Here is a 16,717-nt window from a genome sequence, read left to right as displayed (position 1 = left end):
GCTGAACGGCCGGGCGCGCTCAGGCCGCGATGCGAAAGCGCCCGACCAGCGACTTCAACGCCTGCGCCTGCTCGTCGAGCGCGTTCGCCGCGGCGGCAGCCTGCTCGACGAGTGCCGCGTTCTGCTGGGTGCCGGAGTCCATCTGCGTGACCGCGCGGCCGATCTCGTCGATCCCGGCGCTCTGCTCGTCCGATGCGGCAGAAATTTCACCGATGATGTCGGTCACGCGCTTGACCGCTCGCACGACGTCACCCATCGTGCGGCCCGCATCGTGCGCGAGCGCCGCACCGTTGGCGACGCGCTCGACCGACGCGCCGATCAGCGCGCGGATCTCCTTCGCCGCGGTCGCCGCGCGCTGCGCGAGCAGGCGGACCTCGCCTGCGACCACCGAGAAGCCGCGCCCCTGCTCGCCGGCGCGCGCGGCCTCGACCGCCGCGTTCAACGCGAGAATGTTGGTCTGAAACGCGATCCCCTCGATCGTGCCGATGATGTCGCGGATGTTCTTCGCGCTGTCGTCGATCTCGCTCATCGTCGCCACCACACGCCCGACGACTTCCCCACCCGTCTCCGCCACGGCCGACGCATTGGCCGCGAGCGCGCTCGCCTGCCGCGCGTTCTCGGCGTTCTGCCGTACGGTCGACGTGAGCTGCTCCATGCTGGCCGCGGTACGCTCGAGCGCGACGGCCTGCTGCTCGGTGCGTTTCGACAGATCGAGATTGCCGGTGGAGATTTCGCCGGAAGCGGCCGCGATCGCCTCGGCGCTGACGGCGATCTCGCCGACGGTCGCCGCGAGCCCCGTCTGCATCTCGGCCAGCGCACGCACCATGCTGTCGCGGTCGTGCCGGCCCAGCTTGATCGGTTGCGTCAGGTCGCCACGCGCGATGTCGGCGGCGATCGCCTTCGCGTGCGCGGGCTCGCCACCGAGCTGCGACGCGAGACGGCGTACGACGCGCTCGGCGATGACGATCGCGAGCACGATCAGTGCAACCGTCATCGCCGCGATCATCGCGAACGACGACGAGAAAATGGTGGCGGACGCATCGAGTGTCGCCTTCGACTTCGCGCCGCGCGTCTTCACGAGCTCGGCGACGAGTTTCTCGAGCTTGCCGGTTTCGACCAGCAGCGACACATCCTGCGTGCCGACCTGCCAGTTCATCTGCGACAGGTCGAGCGGCTGCGCGCGCACGAGCTCGACGAAATCGCGCAGGTGCGCGCTCCACGTGCCGACCGCCGTCGAGAATGCGCGCAGCCGCGCCGAGTCGTCGACGTCGGCCGGATCCGCGTAGCGCTGCAGCGTGCCGAGCGCGTGGCCGATCGACGCGAGCCCCGCGCCCACTTCCGCGCCCAGTTCGTCGCGCTCCTTCGCGGTGGTCGCAGTCAGCAGCATCTTCTGGGCACGGCTCGCGCGCAGCACTTCGGCCCGAACCTCCTCGGCCGCGCGGCTCGCGACGTGGCCCTGCTCGTAGACTGACGCGATCGACGCGTTCAGCCGGCTGATCTGCCACAACGAAAACATGCCGATCGCCAGTGTGCCGACGAGCAGGATCGCGAATGCGGCGCGCAACGTCGCCTTGACGGTCCACGGCCGGCGCTCGCGACGCGCCGCTCGCAGGCGCCGGGCGGCGCGGCCTGCGGCAACGTCGGGTGCGGCGGCCGCCGCACCTGGCTGTGGATGCAAAGATGCTGCTTTCATCGAACTATCCCCGTATTGATCACGCGGCCGGAAAGGTCGGTCCCGGCATTCCCGCGATGGCTGGCCATGCCGCGCGTCCTGCGCCCGCACGGCGGGTAGCCGGTGCCGGGCGCGGCGCGCCTGTTGTCTTGTCATTGGGTCGTTCTACGGCCGCCACCGCCGTTTCTTGAGTCCGGGAAACCACGCACCGGCCCCGGCGCGGCTCCCGCTGACAGGCGGGAGCGCCGCCAGCGGTTATACCTGGCCAAAAAAACGGGCACCGGCCGATCCGTCAGATGAATGTCCGATTCACGATAAAACTTGTCCGGACATTCTTGATACGCCACATTACACTTCTTTGACGCAGCAACGATTCAAGACGCGCCAATCCCCAGCAGAGCGCGCCCGCCACCTCAACTCGTTCAGCTCTCACATGGAAACCAGCCTCGACAACGGCTCCGCCCGCGCGGCCGCCGCCCAGCCGCCCGCGCCCCCCGTTGCCCGTACCGTCTACCCGGTGCTCGGCGCGATCAGCTTCTCGCACATGCTCAACGACATGATCCAGTCGTTGATCCTCGCGATCTATCCGATGCTCAAGAGCCAGTTCGCGCTGTCGTTCGCGCAGATCGGCCTGATCACGCTCACCTACCAGATCACCGCATCGCTGCTGCAGCCGCTCATCGGCCTCTACACCGACAAGCGTCCGAAGCCGTATTCGCTGCCAGTCGGCATGGGCTTCACGCTCGCTGGGCTGCTGCTGATGTCGGTCGCGCCCAATTTCCCGATGCTGCTGGTCGCCGCTGCGCTCGTCGGCTGCGGCTCGTCGGTGTTCCACCCCGAATCGTCGCGTGTCGCGCGGATGGCGTCGGGCGGCCAGCACGGGCTCGCACAGTCGGTGTTCCAGGTCGGCGGCAATGCGGGCTCCGCGCTCGGGCCGCTGCTTGCCGCGCTCGTGATCATTCCGCACGGCCAGCACAGCATCGCGTGGTTCTCGGCGGCCGCGCTCGTCGCGATGATCGTGCTCACGCAGATCGGCCACTGGTACAAGAAGCATCCGTCGATGAAGAAGAAGGCAGCGGCAACCGGCCACCCGACGCTGTCGCGCGGCCGCGTGATGGGCGCGATCGGCGTACTGGTGCTGCTCGTGTTCTCGAAGTACTTCTACCTCGCGAGCATCAACAGCTATTTCACGTTCTACCTGATCGACAAGTTCCACCTGTCGGTGCAGGCCGCGCAGATCCACCTGTTCGTGTTCCTCGCGGCCGTGGCGGCCGGCACGCTGATCGGCGGGCCGGTGGGCGACCGGATCGGCCGCAAGTACGTGATCTGGGTGTCGATCCTCGGTGTCGCGCCGTTCACGCTGCTGCTGCCGTACGCGAACCTGTTCTGGACCAGCGTGCTGACCGTGATCATCGGCATCGTGCTGGCGTCCGCGTTCGCCGCGATCCTCGTCTACGCGACGGAGCTGATGCCCGGCAAGGTCGGGATGGTGGCGGGCCTGTTCTTCGGCTTCGCATTCGGCCTCGGCGGGGTCGGCGCGGCCGTGCTCGGCCAGCTCGCCGACGCGACGAGCATCACGTTCGTCTACAAGGTGTGCTCGTTCCTGCCGCTGATCGGTGTGCTGACGGTGTTCCTGCCGAACCTCGAAAGCAGCCGGCGCAAGAAGGCGTGACGAACCGGCCGCGGCGTGCGCGCCGCGGCCGGTCGAACGGCTCGAATGAAGAGATGAAGAAAACGACGGCGGCTTCAGGCCGCCGTCGTCGCATGCAACGTCAGGAAACGCTTGAGGATGCCGGACGAATAGCTGCTCGCGATCGCCGACAGGAAATGCGAGAACGACTGCGTCGCGTGATCGTCGGCCGTATCGGAAATCGTGCGCACGAGCGCGAACGGCACGTCGTGCTCCGCGCACACCTGCGCGATCGCGGCCCCTTCCATTTCGACCGCGAGCGCATCCGGCAACGCATCACGCAGCGCGACGACCTCGCGCTCGCTCGACACGAAGCGGTCGCCGCTAATGATCAGCCCCGCGTGCAGCGTCGCCCCGGCCAGGCCGAAGCGTGCGGCGAACTGTGCGCCCTCTTCCGCGACGAATTCCGTACACGCGGCCCGCAAGCGTGCCGTCAGCGCCGCGTCGGTCGCGAAACGCGTGATGCCGAGCAGCGGCACCTCGTAGCGCGGAAAAAGCGGCGACGCGTCGAGATCGTGCTGCAGCAGCGTATCGGCGACGACGACGTCGCCGACGCGCACCGTGCGCGACACGCCGCCCGCGACACCGGTGAACACGACGCCCGCCACGCCGAACACGTGGATCAGCGCGCTGACCGTCGCGGCGGCCGCGACCTTGCCGACCCGTGCGAGCGTCACGACGCAGGCCGCGCCGTGCACGGTGCCGACGTGATAATCGCGGCGGCCGAGCGTGACCGTCTTCATCGCGCCGTCGGCACGCATCGCGGCGATCAGGTCGCCGAGTTCCTCGGGCAGTGCAGCCAGGATGCCGAGCGGACGGGGTGAAACCGTACCCACCATGTCGATGCCCATCATTCCACCGCCTGCAGTTTCGCGACCGCGAGCGCGAGCCACTTCTCGCCGTGCCGCTTGAATTTCACCTGCGCCTTCGCGTCGGTGCCGTTGCCTTCGAGCGCGGTGACCGTGCCTTCGCCGAACTTGGTATGGAACACCTGCTGGCCAACCCGGAAGCCGGCATCGGCCGCGCGCTGCTTGTTCGCGAACGAGGGCAACGGCGCGGACACGGCCGGGTCGACGATCTGCTCGCGGCTGCCGCCGCCCGGCCGCGCGAACCAGTCGCGCCCGTACCCGGCGTTGTCCGACCGGCCGCCCCAGCGCGAACCGGCCTCGACCTTCGGCGTCAGCCACTTGAGCACGTGCTCGGGCAGTTCGTCGAAGAAGCGCGAGCGCACGTTGTAACGCGTCTGGCCATGCAGCATCCGGCTCTGTGCGAACGACAGGTAGAGCCGCTCCTTCGCACGCGTGATCGCGACGTACATCAGCCGGCGCTCTTCCTCGAGTCCGTCCGATTCGAGCACGCTGTTCTCGTGCGGGAACAGCCCTTCCTCGAGGCCCGTGATGAACACGGCCGAGAATTCGAGCCCCTTCGCCGCGTGCACCGTCATCAGCTGCACGGCGTCCTGCCCGGCCTGCGCCTGGTTGTCGCCGGCCTCCAGCGACGCATGCGACAGGAAGCCGGCGAGCGGCGTCATCGTGTCGGGGTTCTGCGCCGGGTCGGCGGGCGATACCGGATCGAGCACGTCGACCGCCGGATCGTCCGTCGCGGTGCCGAGCTCGGGCGCCGCGATCGCGCCCGCGCGCAGCGGGATCGAACGGGCCGGCGTGTCGAGCCCGTAGCCTTCCTCCGCGATGAACGCGGTGGCCGCGTTCACGAGTTCCTGCAAGTTCTCGAGACGGTCCTGGCCTTCGCGCTCGCCCTGGTAGAAATCGGCGAGACCGCTGGCGCGCACGATGTGCTCGACGGTGTCGGGCAGGTTCATGTGCTGCGTATCGGCGCGCATCTTCGCGACCAGGTTCGCGAACCCGCCGAGGCTCGTGCCGGCCTTGCCCGTCACGTACGGAATCGCGGCGGCCATCGAACAGCCGTACAGGCGCGCGGCGTCGGCCAGCTGCTCGATCGAGCGCGCGCCGATGCCGCGGGTCGGGAAGTTCACGACGCGCACGAACGCGGTGTCGTCGTTCGGGTTGTCGATTAGGCGCAGGTACGCGAGCGCGTGCTTCACTTCCTGGCGTTCGAAGAAGCGCAGGCCGCCGTACACGCGGTACGGGATGCCCGACGACATCAGCGTGTGCTCGATCGAGCGCGACTGCGCGTTGCTGCGGTACAGGACGGCCACTTCGCTGCGCGCCATCCCCGTGTTGATCAGCGAGCGGATCTCCTCGACGATCCAGCCGGCTTCCTGCGAATCGGTGCTCGCCTCGTACACGCGCACGGGCTCGCCGTGGCCCGCGTCGGTGCGCAGGTTCTTGCCGAGGCGGTGCGCGTTGTTCGAGATCAGCTGGTTCGCCGCGTCGAGGATGTTGCCGTGCGACCGGTAGTTCTGCTCAAGCTTGATCAGGTTGCGCACGCGGAATTCGTCTTCGAAGTCGCGCATGTTGCCGACGTTCGCGCCGCGGAACGCGTAGATCGACTGGTCGTCGTCGCCGACCGCGAAGATCGCGTTCTCGCCACCGGCGAGCATCTTGAGCCACGCGTACTGCAGCTTGTTGGTGTCCTGGAACTCGTCGACGAGGATGTGCCGGAAGCGCGCCTGGTAATGCGCGCGCAGCGGCGCGTTGTACGCGAGCAATTCGTAGCAGCGCAGCAGCAGCTCGGGGAAATCGACGACGCCCTCGCGCTGGCACTGCTGGTCGTACGCCTGGTACAGCTCGACGAACTTGCGGTTGAAATTGTCGGACGCATCGACCTTGTCGGGACGCAGCCCCTGCTCCTTCGCGTTGTTGATGAAGTACTGCACGTTCTTCGGCGGGTACTTCTCGTCGTCGACGTTCGCCGCCTTCATCAGCCGCTTGATCGCGGACAGCTGGTCGGCGGTATCGAGGATCTGGAAGGTCTGCGGCAGGCCGGCGTCGCGCCAGTGCGTGCGCAGCATCCGGTTGCACAGGCCGTGGAACGTGCCGATCCACATCCCGCGCGTGTCGATCGGCATCATCGCCGACAGGCGCGCCATCATCTCGCGCGCGGCCTTGTTCGTGAAGGTCACGGCGAGCACGGTGGGCGGCGACGCGTAGCCCTGCTGGATCAGCCACGCGATGCGGGTGATCAGCACGCGGGTCTTGCCGCTGCCCGCCCCTGCGAGGATCAGCGCCGGTTCGTTCGGCAACGTGACGGCGGCGAGTTGTTCGGGGTTCAGATTGGCGAGCAGATCGGGCATGGAGCGGCAGCGAACGGGCGAGAAAAATGCGGACCCGACATTATAAGTCGGCCGCGCGATGCTGTTCCCGATCCGTTCGACGGCACGTCACAAGCGCGTTGCGGCCGCGTCGCGACAGGCCCGCGCCGGCAAGGCGATGGCTGGTCGATGTGCATCCATTTATAATTGTCGGATTCGGCATCCAATTCACGCATTTTTCGGCAGATTTCCAACATGAGCGACAACACGCTTGCGAAGAGTTTCGAACCCCACACTATCGAGTCCCAATGGGGGCCGGAGTGGGAAAAACGCGGCTATGCGGCCCCGGCATTCGACCCGGCCCACCCCGATTTCGCGATCCAGTTGCCGCCGCCGAACGTGACGGGCACGCTGCATATGGGCCACGCGTTCAACCAGACGATCATGGACGGCCTCGCCCGCTACCACCGGATGCTCGGCGAGAACACGCTGTGGGTGCCCGGCACCGACCACGCGGGGATCGCGACCCAGATCGTCGTCGAGCGCCAGCTTGACGCGCAGGGCGTGTCGCGCCACGACCTCGGCCGCGAGAAGTTCGTCGAGCGCGTGTGGGAATGGAAGGAAAAATCCGGCTCGACGATCACCGGCCAGGTGCGCCGCCTCGGTGCGTCGACCGACTGGTCGCGCGAATATTTCACGATGGACGACAAGATGTCGGCCGCCGTGCGCGACGTGTTCGTCACGCTCCATGAACAGGGCCTGATCTACCGCGGCAAGCGCCTCGTGAACTGGGATCCGGTGCTGCTGACCGCCGTGTCGGACCTCGAAGTGGTGAGCGAAGAGGAAAACGGCCACCTGTGGCACATCCGCTACCCGCTCGTCGACGGCTCGGGCTCGCTGACCGTTGCCACGACGCGTCCGGAAACGATGCTCGGCGACGTCGCGCTGATGGTCCACCCGGAAGACGAACGCTATGCGCACCTCATCGGCAAGCTCGTCACGCTGCCGCTGACGGGCCGCGAGATCCCGGTGATCGCCGACGACTACGTCGACCGCGAGTTCGGCACGGGCGTCGTGAAGGTCACGCCCGCGCACGACTTCAACGACTACCAGGTCGGCCTGCGCCACAAGCTCGCGCCGATCGAGATCCTGACGCTCGACGCGAAGATCAACGACAACGGCCCCGAACAGTATCGCGGCCTCGACCGCTTCGACGCGCGCAAGGCGATCGTCGCCGACCTCGACGCGGAGGGCTTCCTCGACTCCGTGAAGCCGCACAAGCTGATGGTGCCGCGCGGCGACCGCACGGGCGTCGTGATCGAGCCGCTGCTGACCGACCAATGGTTCGTCGCGATGACCAAGCCGGCGCCGGAAGGCACGTTCCATCCGGGCAAGTCGATCACCGAGGTATCGCTCGACGTCGTGCGCGACGGCCAGATCAAGTTCGTGCCGGAAAACTGGACGACCACCTACTACCAGTGGCTCGAGAACATCCAGGACTGGTGCATCTCGCGCCAGCTGTGGTGGGGCCACCAGATTCCCGCGTGGTACGGCGAGAATGGCGAGGTTTTCGTCGCGCGCAGCGAGGAAGACGCCCGTGCGAAAGCCGACGCGCAAGGCTATACGGGCGCACTCAAGCGTGACGAAGACGTGCTCGACACGTGGTTCTCGTCGGCGCTCGTGCCGTTCTCGTCGCTCGGCTGGCCGAACGAAACGCCCGAACTGAAACACTTCCTGCCGTCGTCGGTGCTCGTCACCGGCTTCGACATCATCTTCTTCTGGGTCGCCCGGATGGTGATGATGACCACGCACTTCACGGGCAAGGTGCCGTTCCACACGGTGTACATGCACGGCCTCGTGCGCGATGCCGAAGGCCAGAAGATGTCGAAGAGCAAGGGCAATACGCTCGACCCGATCGACATCGTCGACGGTGTCGACCTCGAGACGCTGGTCGCGAAGCGCACCACCGGCCTGATGAACCCGAAGCAGGCGGCGACGATCGAGAAGAAGACGCGCAAGGAATTCCCGGACGGCATTCCCGCGTTCGGCGCCGACGCGCTGCGCTTCACGATGGCGTCGATGGCGACGCTCGGCCGCAACGTGAACTTCGACCTCGCGCGCTGCGAAGGCTATCGCAACTTCTGCAACAAGCTGTGGAACGCCACGCGCTTCGTGCTGATGAACTGCGAAGGCCACGACTGCGGCACCGACAAGCCGGAAGTCTGCGGCGCGGGCGATTGCGGCCCGGGCGGCTACCTCGACTTCTCGGCGGCCGACCGCTGGATCGTGTCGCTGCTGCAGCGCACCGAGGCCGACATCGCGAAGGGTTTCGCCGATTACCGCTTCGACAACATCGCGACCAGCATCTACAAGTTCGTGTGGGACGAGTACTGCGACTGGTATCTCGAACTCGCGAAGGTGCAGATCCAGAACGGCACGCCGGAACAGCAGCGCGCGACGCGCCGCACGCTGCTGCGCGTGCTCGAGACGGTGCTGCGCCTTGCGCACCCGGTCATCCCGTTCATCACTGAAGCGCTCTGGCAGAAGGTGGCGCCGCTCGCGGGCCGCTATCCGCAAGGCAAGGCCGAAGGCGAAGCGTCGCTGATGACGCAGGCGTACCCGGTCGCGAACCTGCAGAAGATCGACGAGGCGTCCGAACAGTGGGCGGCCGACCTGAAGGCGATCGTCGACGCGTGCCGCAACCTGCGCGGCGAGATGAACCTGTCGCCGGCAACCAAGGTGCCGCTGCTTGCAGCCGGCGACGCCGAGCGCCTGCGCTCGTTCGCGCCGTACGTTCAGGCCCTCGCGCGCCTGTCGGAAGTGCAGATCCTCGCTGACGAAGCGGCGCTCGACAAGGAAGCGCACGGCGCGCCGATCGCGATCGTCGGGCCGAACAAACTGGTGCTGAAGGTCGAGATCGACGTCGCGGCCGAACGCGAGCGCCTGTCGAAGGAAATCACGCGCCTGACGGGCGAGATCACGAAGTGCAATGCGAAGCTCGGCAACGAGGCATTCGTCGCGAAAGCGCCGCCGGCCGTGGTCGAACAGGAGCAGAAGCGCGTCGCGGAATTCCAGAGCACGCTCGAAAAACTGCGCGCGCAGCTCGATCGGTTGCCTGCGTAACAAAGGGTAAGGTCGTTTGCGTTCACTATAATGCGGACGTGAACATAGACCGTCTGACAAGTCGATTACAGGAATAAAGGTTCGATCATGTTGAAAGTTACCAAGGCAGTGTTCCCCGTGGCCGGTCTCGGCACGCGGTTCCTTCCGGCGACGAAAGCAAGCCCGAAGGAAATGCTGCCGGTCGTCGACAAGCCGCTGATCCAGTACGCAGTCGAGGAAGCGATCGCCGCCGGCATTACCGAGATGATCTTCGTCACCGGGCGCAGCAAACGCGCGATCGAGGATCACTTCGACAAGTCGTACGAAGTCGAGGCCGAACTCGAGGCGCGCGGCAAGGAAAAACTGCTCGAACTCGTGCGCAGCATCAAGCCGAGCCATGTCGACTGCTTCTACGTGCGCCAGCCGGAAGCGCTCGGCCTCGGCCATGCGGTGCTGTGCGCGGAGAAGCTGGTCGCGGACAACCCGTTCGCGGTGATCCTCGCCGACGACCTGCTCGACGGCAACCCGCCCGTGATGAAGCAGATGGTCGACGTGTTCGACCACTATCACAGCTCGGTGATCGGCGTGGAAGAGATCCCGCCGTCGGAGACGAAGTCGTACGGGATCGTCGACGGCAAGGAGTGGGAGGAGTCGATCGTCAAGATGTCGGCGATCGTCGAGAAGCCGGCGCCGGAAGTCGCGCCGTCGAACCTCGGCGTGGTCGGCCGCTACATCCTGAAGCCGCGGATCTTCGAGCACCTGCGCGCGCTGAAGCCCGGCGCGGGCGGCGAGCTGCAGCTCACCGACGCGATCCAGGCGCTGCTCGCCGATGAGCAAGTGCTGGCCTACAAGTACCAGGGCACGCGCTACGACTGCGGCAGCAAGCTCGGCTACCTGAAGGCGACGGTCGAATTCGCGCTGCGCCACGCGGAAGTCGGCGCGGAATTCGACGCCTACCTGCGCACGCGCGGCGGCGCACACACGGCCGACTGAACGCGGCAAGGGCACAAGGGCTCACTCCGGCGAGCCCGCCCTCACCTCACCGGCCGACGCTCAGCGCGCTTCGGCCGGCTTCACCGAGACGACGCCCGGCATCCCGCCCGCGTCGTCTTTTTTCGTCTTGACGAGCCAGCCGCCGCCGTCGCCGAACGGCACCTTCGCGAGCGCGCTCTTCACGAGCGCCGGCACGGCCTGCTGCGTGCCGGGGTCGCGATCGCGCAGCGCGGCCGACACGCGGTAAACGTCGGCGCCCGATTTCGCGTCGACGAAACGCAGCGTCAGCACGTGGCGATACACGCGGCCCATGAACGGCAGCGCGAACGGCGCCGGCCCGTCGACCGTCACGCATGCGCTGCTCGCGGCGCCGCACCCGTCGGCGCTCGCCGCAACCGTGGCCGGCTGCGTCGCATACGCAATCGACAGCCGGTAACGCGCGGCCGCGAGCGGCTTCGCCTCGAAGCCGCGGTGCGCGAGTTCGTCGCGCACGAGCGTCTCGATCTGCCGGTATTCGGCATCGTCGGCCTGCGCGGCCGTCCGCACGAAGTCGTAGCCGTGCGCGTCGGATGCGAACGCGTTCGGCTGCCCGAGCGCACTCACGCCGCTCGTCACGCCGGCGCACCCCGTCAACAGCGACGCCGCCAGCGCGGTCGCTGCCCATTCCTTTCTCATGGCTTTCCCCAAATGCCTGCCGTCGTGCCCGGCCCTGTCAGGCGGACGGCTCGTCGATCGCGGGTAGCGACACCGTCACCGCGGTGCCGACACCCACCTCGCTGTCGACCGACACGCTGCCCCCATGGCGCGTGACGACCGTCTTCACGAATGCCATGCCGAGCCCGGAACCCGAGATTTCGGGCCGCTCGCCGGCATGGAACCGCTTGAAACGCTCGAACAGATGCCGCTGATGTTCCGGCGCAATGCCGTATCCCTGATCGCGAATCGTACAGAACATCCGTTTCGACGCGTGCTCGACCGCCAGCGTACACGTGATCACGGTATCGGACGGACTGTATTTGACTGCATTGTTCAACAGGTTCACGAACGCGCGCGTGATCAGCGAACGGTCCGCGCGCACCCAGCACATGTCGGTGCCGACGTCGGTGTCGACGCGAATGTGCTTCGCCTGCGCCTGTGGCCACACCTCGTCGCTCGCATCGATCAGCACGTCGACGAGGCTCGTCACCTCGAGCTGGTACACCTGCGACTCCGCGCGCGCCAGCTGCACGAACTCGTCGGCCAGCGACAGCGCGCGGTGCGCGTAGCGCTCGATCCGCGCCAGCAGCCCGCGCATCGCGTCGGTCTCGGCGCGGTCGCGCTCGATCTCGACGAGCGCGAGAATCGACGACTGCGGCGAGCGCATGTCGTGCGACAGCAGGTGCAGCGCTTCCTCGCGCTGCCGCTCGGCCGCGTGCAGCTCGGTCACGTCGACGAGGCCGGCGATCCAGCCCGTCACGCGGCCCTGCGCGTTCGTGCAGGCCGCGTAGCGTAGCAGATGGTCGAGCCCGTCGCGATCGCGCACCTCGATGCCGCGCGCCATCGCGTCATGTTCGGCCTCGAGCGTCGGGTCGAGCGCGGCCGGCCAGTGCTCGCGGATCGCCACGTCGTGTTCGGCATTGCCGTCGACGGTCTTCATGAAGGTCAGCTCGCCGAGCGCGATGCGCAGCGGCCGCCCTTCCGGCAGCGGCAGCGACAGGCGCGACCCGTAGCGCTTGGCCGCATGGTTCGCGATCAGCACGGTGCCGGCCAGGTCGGTCACGAAGATCGGCTCGGGCATGCTGTCGAGGCTGTCCCACACGAAACGCTTCATGTCCTGCACGCGCTGCGCGGCTTGCGCCATCAGCGCCATCTGCCGCTCCAGCACGTCGCCGCCGACGCTGCGCGTGCGCGGCGCCTCGGGCAGCAGGTGCGGCTCGTCGGCAAGCCGCTGCAGCTCGCGGCGCAGGTACGACATCGTCATTTCCAGGCGCCGCCAGTTCCAGATCGGGTAGACGGCGACCAGTCCGAAGATCGCGGGCGCCGGTGACAGCCAGATGCGCGCTTCGAACAGCAGCACCAGGCTCGCGACGACGGCGAGCACGGCAAGGCTCAGCGTCAGCAGCAGCGCGCGCCACGGCGACAGCATCAGGAAGCCGCCCAGCAGCACGGCGAGCGGCAGCAGCGACGCGATGAACAGCCCGGCGCGCGACGCGGGCGAGATCGCGCTGCCGGTCGCCAGCATGTCGAGCACGTTGGCATGGATATACACGCCGGCGAGCGGCCCGAACTCGCCGGACACGGGTGTCGCGAAGCGGTCGTACAACCCCGACGCCGTCACGCCGACGACGACGATCTTGCCGCGCAGCGCGTCGGGCTTCACACGCCCTTCGAGCACGTCGTCGAACGAAAGCGTCGGATACGCGGGCGTGTTGCGACTGAACGGGATCAGGTAGCGGCCCTCGCCGGCCGCGTCGCGCGACAGGTCGTGAGCATGCGCGCCGGGCGCGCCGCCGACCGGATGGAGCCGGCCGCCCTGGATCGCGCGATACACGGGCACCATCAGCTGCGGCCAGCGCACGCGCCCGTCGCTTTCGTACAGCGCCACGCTGCGTACGATGCCGTCGCGGTCGACTTCGAGGTTGATGTGGCCGAGCCCGACCGCACGCGCCGCGAGCGCAGCCACCGGCGGATCGACCGCGCGCGTGCCGTCGGCCTGCTCGGGGCTCAGCAGCACGGGCAGGAAGGTCGGTACGCGGCTCATCGCGTCCGCGAACGCGCGATCTTCCGGCGACGGTTCGGTAAACAGCACGTCGTAGACGACGGCGGCCGGTTGCGCGCGCGCCAGCGTGTCGAGCAGCCGCGCATGCTCGTCGCGCGACCACGGCCAGCGGCCGAGCGCGGATACGCTCTGGTTGTCGATGTCGACGACGACCACGTCGGGCGACAGCGGCAGGCTGCGCAGCATCAGCAGCCGGTCGTAGATCAGGCCGTCGACGCTCGACGACAGGCGGCCGAGCGCGCACGCGAGGATCACCGCGATCCCGAGGCAGCCGATCGCGATCCATTCGATCAGGAAGCGGCGGCCGAGGCGCCGCCGCGGGGAAACGGAGTCGGGTTTCATGCGCCGCGGATCAGCGCGACAGCGTGAACGCGCTGACCGGACTGGTCTTCTCGTAGAACTTGCCGCCTTCGAACTCCTCGACGGTCACGGCCCAGAAATAGTCGCCCGGCGGCAGGTGCGCGACGGTGATCTGACGCGCATGCAGGCCGACCTGGTCGACGACCGGTGCGCTCAGGTCCTTCGAGCGCGACAGCACGAACCGGTAGCGCGCATCCTTGCCCGAACCGTTCGGCGACCAGCGGAACTCGTAGCCGCCGGCACCCGGCGACGCGCTCGCGTCGAGCCCCATCACGCGGCGTTCGAACGCGTACGTGCGCGGCCGGCCCTCGAGGCCATTCGCATCGATCGCGGCGACCCGCACGAAGTAGTTCCCGTTCGGCACGTCGCGGAAGACTGCGCGCGGCGAATCGGTGCGCGTTTCGCGGAACAGGTCGAGCAGCCCGGCGTCGTGCGCGAGCTGCACGCGGTATGCCTGTGCCTGCGCGAGCGGCGCGACGTCGAATGCGACGTCGGGCTCGTCCTGCACCTTGTCGGGATGCGCGAGCGCCGGTGCGGGCAGCAGCTCGACGGGCGCGCCGACCGCGCCGGAGGCGGTCGCGACGCTGCCGAAATTCGCATGCACGAGCGTCGGGTCGGCCGGCTTCTGGCCGCCCGCGACGCCGACGGTGCCGTCGAGCACCTCGACACGCGTCGACGCATTGCCGCCCGCGTCGTAATTCACGCGGAAGTGCGTGCCGCGCACGCCGGCCACGACCGACGGCGAACGGATCTGGAAGCGGTCGTCGCGTTTCTTCAGATGAGTGACCTCGCTGTCGACCGAGCCGCGCGTGAGCTCGAACTCACGATCGAGCGTGCCGGTCAGCACCGTGCGGCGCAGCGCCTTCAGGTCGAGCTGGCTGTCGGGCGGCAGGCTCATGTGCGTGCCGTCGGCGAGCTCGAGCGTCACGAAGCCGTTCGGCCCCGTGCGCACGCGATCGCCCTCGGCGAGCGTCGCATCGTTCGCGAGCGGCGAGTACGCGTCGCCGGACGCGCGTTCGGCCGTACCCTGCACCGCGATGACGCGCGCGGTCAGCTTTTCCTTGCGCAGACGCGCGACCGGCAGCTTCAGCGCGATGCCGGGCTGCAGGTGCTTCGGTGCGGGCACGCCGTTGATCTGCTGAAGCAGTTGCCAGTCGTCCGCGCCCTGCAGGTAGCGCGCGGCGACGTCGTACAGCGTGTCGCCCGCCTGCGTGCGGTAGACGACCATCTTGCCCGCGGCAGCGGGCGGCTGCGCGGCCGCATGCTGCGCGGCGAACGCCAACGCAACCGCGCAGGACACGCGCAGCGCCGCCGTGCGCAGGTTCGCCGTGCGCCGCGTGATTCCCGTGGTCACTCCGGTTCTCCCTGGCCGACCCGCTCGAGCCGGTAGCCGTAGCCGTAGATCGGCGCGAGGCGATAGCCGTTTTCGGGCCGCAGGCCGAGCTTGGTGCGCAGCATCGAGATGTGCGTATCCATCGTGCGCGACGGGATGTCGGTCGCCTGCTTCCACACGAGATCGAGAATGTGCGCGCGCGACAGCGGCCGGTCGAGGTGCTGGAACAGCAGCAGCGCGAGCTCGAATTCCTTCTGCGTGAGGCTCACGGCCTTGTCGCCGACGTAGGCCTGCTTCAGGTTCACGTCGAAACGGAACTGATCGAATTCGCGAACGGTGGCCTCGGCGTTGACCGGATACGCGCGGCGCAGCAGCGAGCCGATGCGCGCGCGCAGGATCGGGCCCGACACGGGCTTGACCACGTAATCGTCGGCACCGGCGTTGAGGATCTGCGTGATCCCTGCCTCGTCGTCGCGGCTCGTCATGAAGATGATCGGCAGGCTGTGCTCGGTCTGATTGGCACGCACCCACTTCAGCACTTCCTCGCCGGACATGTCGGGCACGTTCCAGTCGAGCACCAGCAGATCGAACGTCTCGCGCTGCAGACGCTTCTTCAGGGCCTTGCCTTCCTTGAACGCATAGCACGTATGGCCAACGGCCGTCAGCGTTTGACTGACGAAATCCGTCTGGGCCGGATCGTCATCCAGTACAGCAATTCTCATAGCACCCCGCAAATCGAAATCGATTCGTCCAGTTCAGCTCCCCGCCCTCACCCTGCCGCGCAACACGCGCGCGGCGTCCGGATACCGGCCGGCGAGCCGTCGTTCGCCGCTCGCGCCTCCTGCGCAAACCGGCGACCCCGGCTTAATATCTCAAAAACGGGGCACGGACGAACCGGCGATTTCATCATAGTAGTATGAAATTCGCCAATAAATTGCGCGGACTACCGTCTTTTCTTCGAATAATCCTTCCTGCCACGCAACCGAACGCCTAGTCGACGCCCGCGATACCCGCCACCGGCTCGGCCACCTCGTCGGCCGGCATGCGCGGCGACGGCGGTTCCGGACGCACCGGTTGTACAAGCATCCGCTGCAGCTGGCCGCGCACGCGCTCCCACGCGGTGGCCGCGTAATCCGGCTGGCTCGCCGCCCACGCCTGCGCCAGGTCGAACACGCGCTCGATCGTCGCGCCGCAGTAGGTCAGGCCCGAGCCGTCGTCCTGCGCGGCATCGCGCAGCCGTTCGTCTAGCCACTCGGCCAGCCACGGCATCTCGGCCGCGGCCGAATCCGCGTAGGCCTCCAGCGCGGCACGCGCGTGGCGATCCTGTTGCGGGTCGAGCTCGATACGGCTCAGCCCCGATACGCTGCGTTGCGCTCCGGACGGACTTCGAAGGGTCCCTGGTCTAAAGGACATGTCCTCTCCCCGTTTGTACGACGGTAGCGTCAGGCATGGCCCCCGTGCCCGCCATATGACGTACCGTGGCCGGCGCATCCGCTGGGAGCGGACGACCGGCCGGGTCAGTATACGCAGCCGATCACGAAGCGAGGTTTAAGAATTGTCAGAGAGACGGGGCCGGCGAGGTGTGGCCGGCGAGGTGCAGCCGGCCGGCGCCAGGCGGTGCCGGCACCGTGATGCGG

Annotated in this window: 11 protein-coding genes; 3 read left to right on the top strand and 8 right to left on the bottom strand. The window is 67.7% G+C overall.

Going from position 1 to position 16,717, the window contains the following annotated elements; translation table 11 throughout:
• Nucleotides 1-19: 19 nt before the first annotated feature.
• On the bottom strand, nucleotides 20-1,693 hold the full coding sequence (locus tag BCO18175_RS20125; RefSeq protein WP_174983425.1) for a methyl-accepting chemotaxis protein: 1,674 nt from the start codon (nucleotides 1,691-1,693) through the stop codon (nucleotides 20-22).
• Nucleotides 1,694-2,105: 412 nt separating this feature from the next.
• Here BCO18175_RS20125 and BCO18175_RS20120 point away from each other — a divergent pair, with 412 nt between their 5' ends.
• The gene (locus tag BCO18175_RS20120) at nucleotides 2,106-3,344 is read left to right on the top strand and encodes an MFS transporter (protein ID WP_174983424.1); all 1,239 of its coding nucleotides are present in this window, start codon (nucleotides 2,106-2,108) and stop codon (nucleotides 3,342-3,344) included.
• Between the two features lie 74 nt (nucleotides 3,345-3,418).
• Here BCO18175_RS20120 and BCO18175_RS20115 read toward each other — a convergent pair whose 3' ends face one another.
• Both BCO18175_RS20115 and BCO18175_RS20110 read right to left on the bottom strand, forming a co-directional pair.
• Complete coding sequence (locus BCO18175_RS20115; RefSeq protein WP_174912757.1) at nucleotides 3,419-4,216, bottom strand: 5'-methylthioadenosine/adenosylhomocysteine nucleosidase; 798 nt, start codon at nucleotides 4,214-4,216, stop codon at nucleotides 3,419-3,421.
• Nucleotides 4,213-6,576: a UvrD-helicase domain-containing protein gene (locus tag BCO18175_RS20110; protein ID WP_174912760.1), complete on the bottom strand. Its 2,364-nt coding sequence runs from the start codon at nucleotides 6,574-6,576 to the stop codon at nucleotides 4,213-4,215. Before BCO18175_RS20110 ends, BCO18175_RS20115 begins: the two co-directional genes overlap by 4 nt.
• 213 nt (nucleotides 6,577-6,789) lie before the next feature.
• On the opposite strand from BCO18175_RS20110, the gene BCO18175_RS20105 reads away from it, so the two are divergent.
• Both BCO18175_RS20105 and galU read left to right on the top strand, forming a co-directional pair.
• Nucleotides 6,790-9,657: a valine--tRNA ligase gene (locus BCO18175_RS20105; protein WP_174983422.1), complete on the top strand. Its 2,868-nt coding sequence runs from the start codon at nucleotides 6,790-6,792 to the stop codon at nucleotides 9,655-9,657.
• 87 nt (nucleotides 9,658-9,744) lie between these two features.
• Nucleotides 9,745-10,629, top strand: a complete 885-nt coding sequence (galU, locus tag BCO18175_RS20100) for a UTP--glucose-1-phosphate uridylyltransferase GalU (RefSeq protein ID WP_174912766.1) — start codon at nucleotides 9,745-9,747, stop codon at nucleotides 10,627-10,629.
• A 60-nt stretch (nucleotides 10,630-10,689) separates the two neighbouring features.
• On the opposite strand, the gene BCO18175_RS20095 is transcribed toward galU, so the two are convergent.
• The 5 genes from BCO18175_RS20095 to BCO18175_RS20075 form a co-directional block, all read right to left on the bottom strand.
• Entirely contained in the window at nucleotides 10,690-11,304 is a 615-nt protein-coding gene (locus BCO18175_RS20095) for a DUF4136 domain-containing protein (RefSeq protein WP_174983420.1), read from the bottom strand.
• A gap of 37 nt (nucleotides 11,305-11,341) precedes the next feature.
• The gene (locus BCO18175_RS20090) at nucleotides 11,342-13,729 is read right to left on the bottom strand and encodes a CHASE2 domain-containing protein (protein ID WP_174983418.1); all 2,388 of its coding nucleotides are present in this window, start codon (nucleotides 13,727-13,729) and stop codon (nucleotides 11,342-11,344) included.
• A gap of 10 nt (nucleotides 13,730-13,739) precedes the next feature.
• The gene (locus tag BCO18175_RS20085) at nucleotides 13,740-15,101 is read right to left on the bottom strand and encodes a FecR family protein (RefSeq protein WP_174983416.1); all 1,362 of its coding nucleotides are present in this window, start codon (nucleotides 15,099-15,101) and stop codon (nucleotides 13,740-13,742) included.
• Entirely contained in the window at nucleotides 15,098-15,802 is a 705-nt protein-coding gene (locus BCO18175_RS20080) for a response regulator transcription factor (RefSeq protein ID WP_006490421.1), read from the bottom strand. Before BCO18175_RS20080 ends, BCO18175_RS20085 begins: the two co-directional genes overlap by 4 nt.
• A 268-nt stretch (nucleotides 15,803-16,070) precedes the next feature.
• Nucleotides 16,071-16,493: a peptidase gene (locus BCO18175_RS20075; protein WP_174912780.1), complete on the bottom strand. Its 423-nt coding sequence runs from the start codon at nucleotides 16,491-16,493 to the stop codon at nucleotides 16,071-16,073.
• Nucleotides 16,494-16,717: the final 224 nt, after the last annotated feature.

The organism is Burkholderia lata (genome assembly GCF_902499335.1).
In the GTDB taxonomy this organism is placed as follows: domain Bacteria; phylum Pseudomonadota; class Gammaproteobacteria; order Burkholderiales; family Burkholderiaceae; genus Burkholderia; species Burkholderia lata_B.
The sequence above is the reverse complement of the archived record's forward strand: the minus strand, read 5'-3'. Positions and strand labels throughout refer to the sequence as shown.

What these genes read in the sequence shown, in the direction of transcription:
- BCO18175_RS20125 (WP_174983425.1), bottom strand. Translation starts at nt 1,693, where the DNA reads ATGAAAGCAGCATCTTTGCATCCACAGCCAGGTGCGGCGGCCGCCGCA.
- BCO18175_RS20120 (WP_174983424.1), top strand. Translation starts at nt 2,106, where the DNA reads ATGGAAACCAGCCTCGACAACGGCTCCGCCCGCGCGGCCGCCGCCCAG.
- BCO18175_RS20115 (WP_174912757.1), bottom strand. Translation starts at nt 4,216, where the DNA reads ATGATGGGCATCGACATGGTGGGTACGGTTTCACCCCGTCCGCTCGGC.
- BCO18175_RS20110 (WP_174912760.1), bottom strand. Translation starts at nt 6,576, where the DNA reads ATGCCCGATCTGCTCGCCAATCTGAACCCCGAACAACTCGCCGCCGTC.
- BCO18175_RS20105 (WP_174983422.1), top strand. Translation starts at nt 6,790, where the DNA reads ATGAGCGACAACACGCTTGCGAAGAGTTTCGAACCCCACACTATCGAG.
- galU (WP_174912766.1), top strand. Translation starts at nt 9,745, where the DNA reads ATGTTGAAAGTTACCAAGGCAGTGTTCCCCGTGGCCGGTCTCGGCACG.
- BCO18175_RS20095 (WP_174983420.1), bottom strand. Translation starts at nt 11,304, where the DNA reads ATGAGAAAGGAATGGGCAGCGACCGCGCTGGCGGCGTCGCTGTTGACG.
- BCO18175_RS20090 (WP_174983418.1), bottom strand. Translation starts at nt 13,729, where the DNA reads ATGAAACCCGACTCCGTTTCCCCGCGGCGGCGCCTCGGCCGCCGCTTC.
- BCO18175_RS20080 (WP_006490421.1), bottom strand. Translation starts at nt 15,802, where the DNA reads ATGAGAATTGCTGTACTGGATGACGATCCGGCCCAGACGGATTTCGTC.
- BCO18175_RS20075 (WP_174912780.1), bottom strand. Translation starts at nt 16,493, where the DNA reads ATGTCCTTTAGACCAGGGACCCTTCGAAGTCCGTCCGGAGCGCAACGC.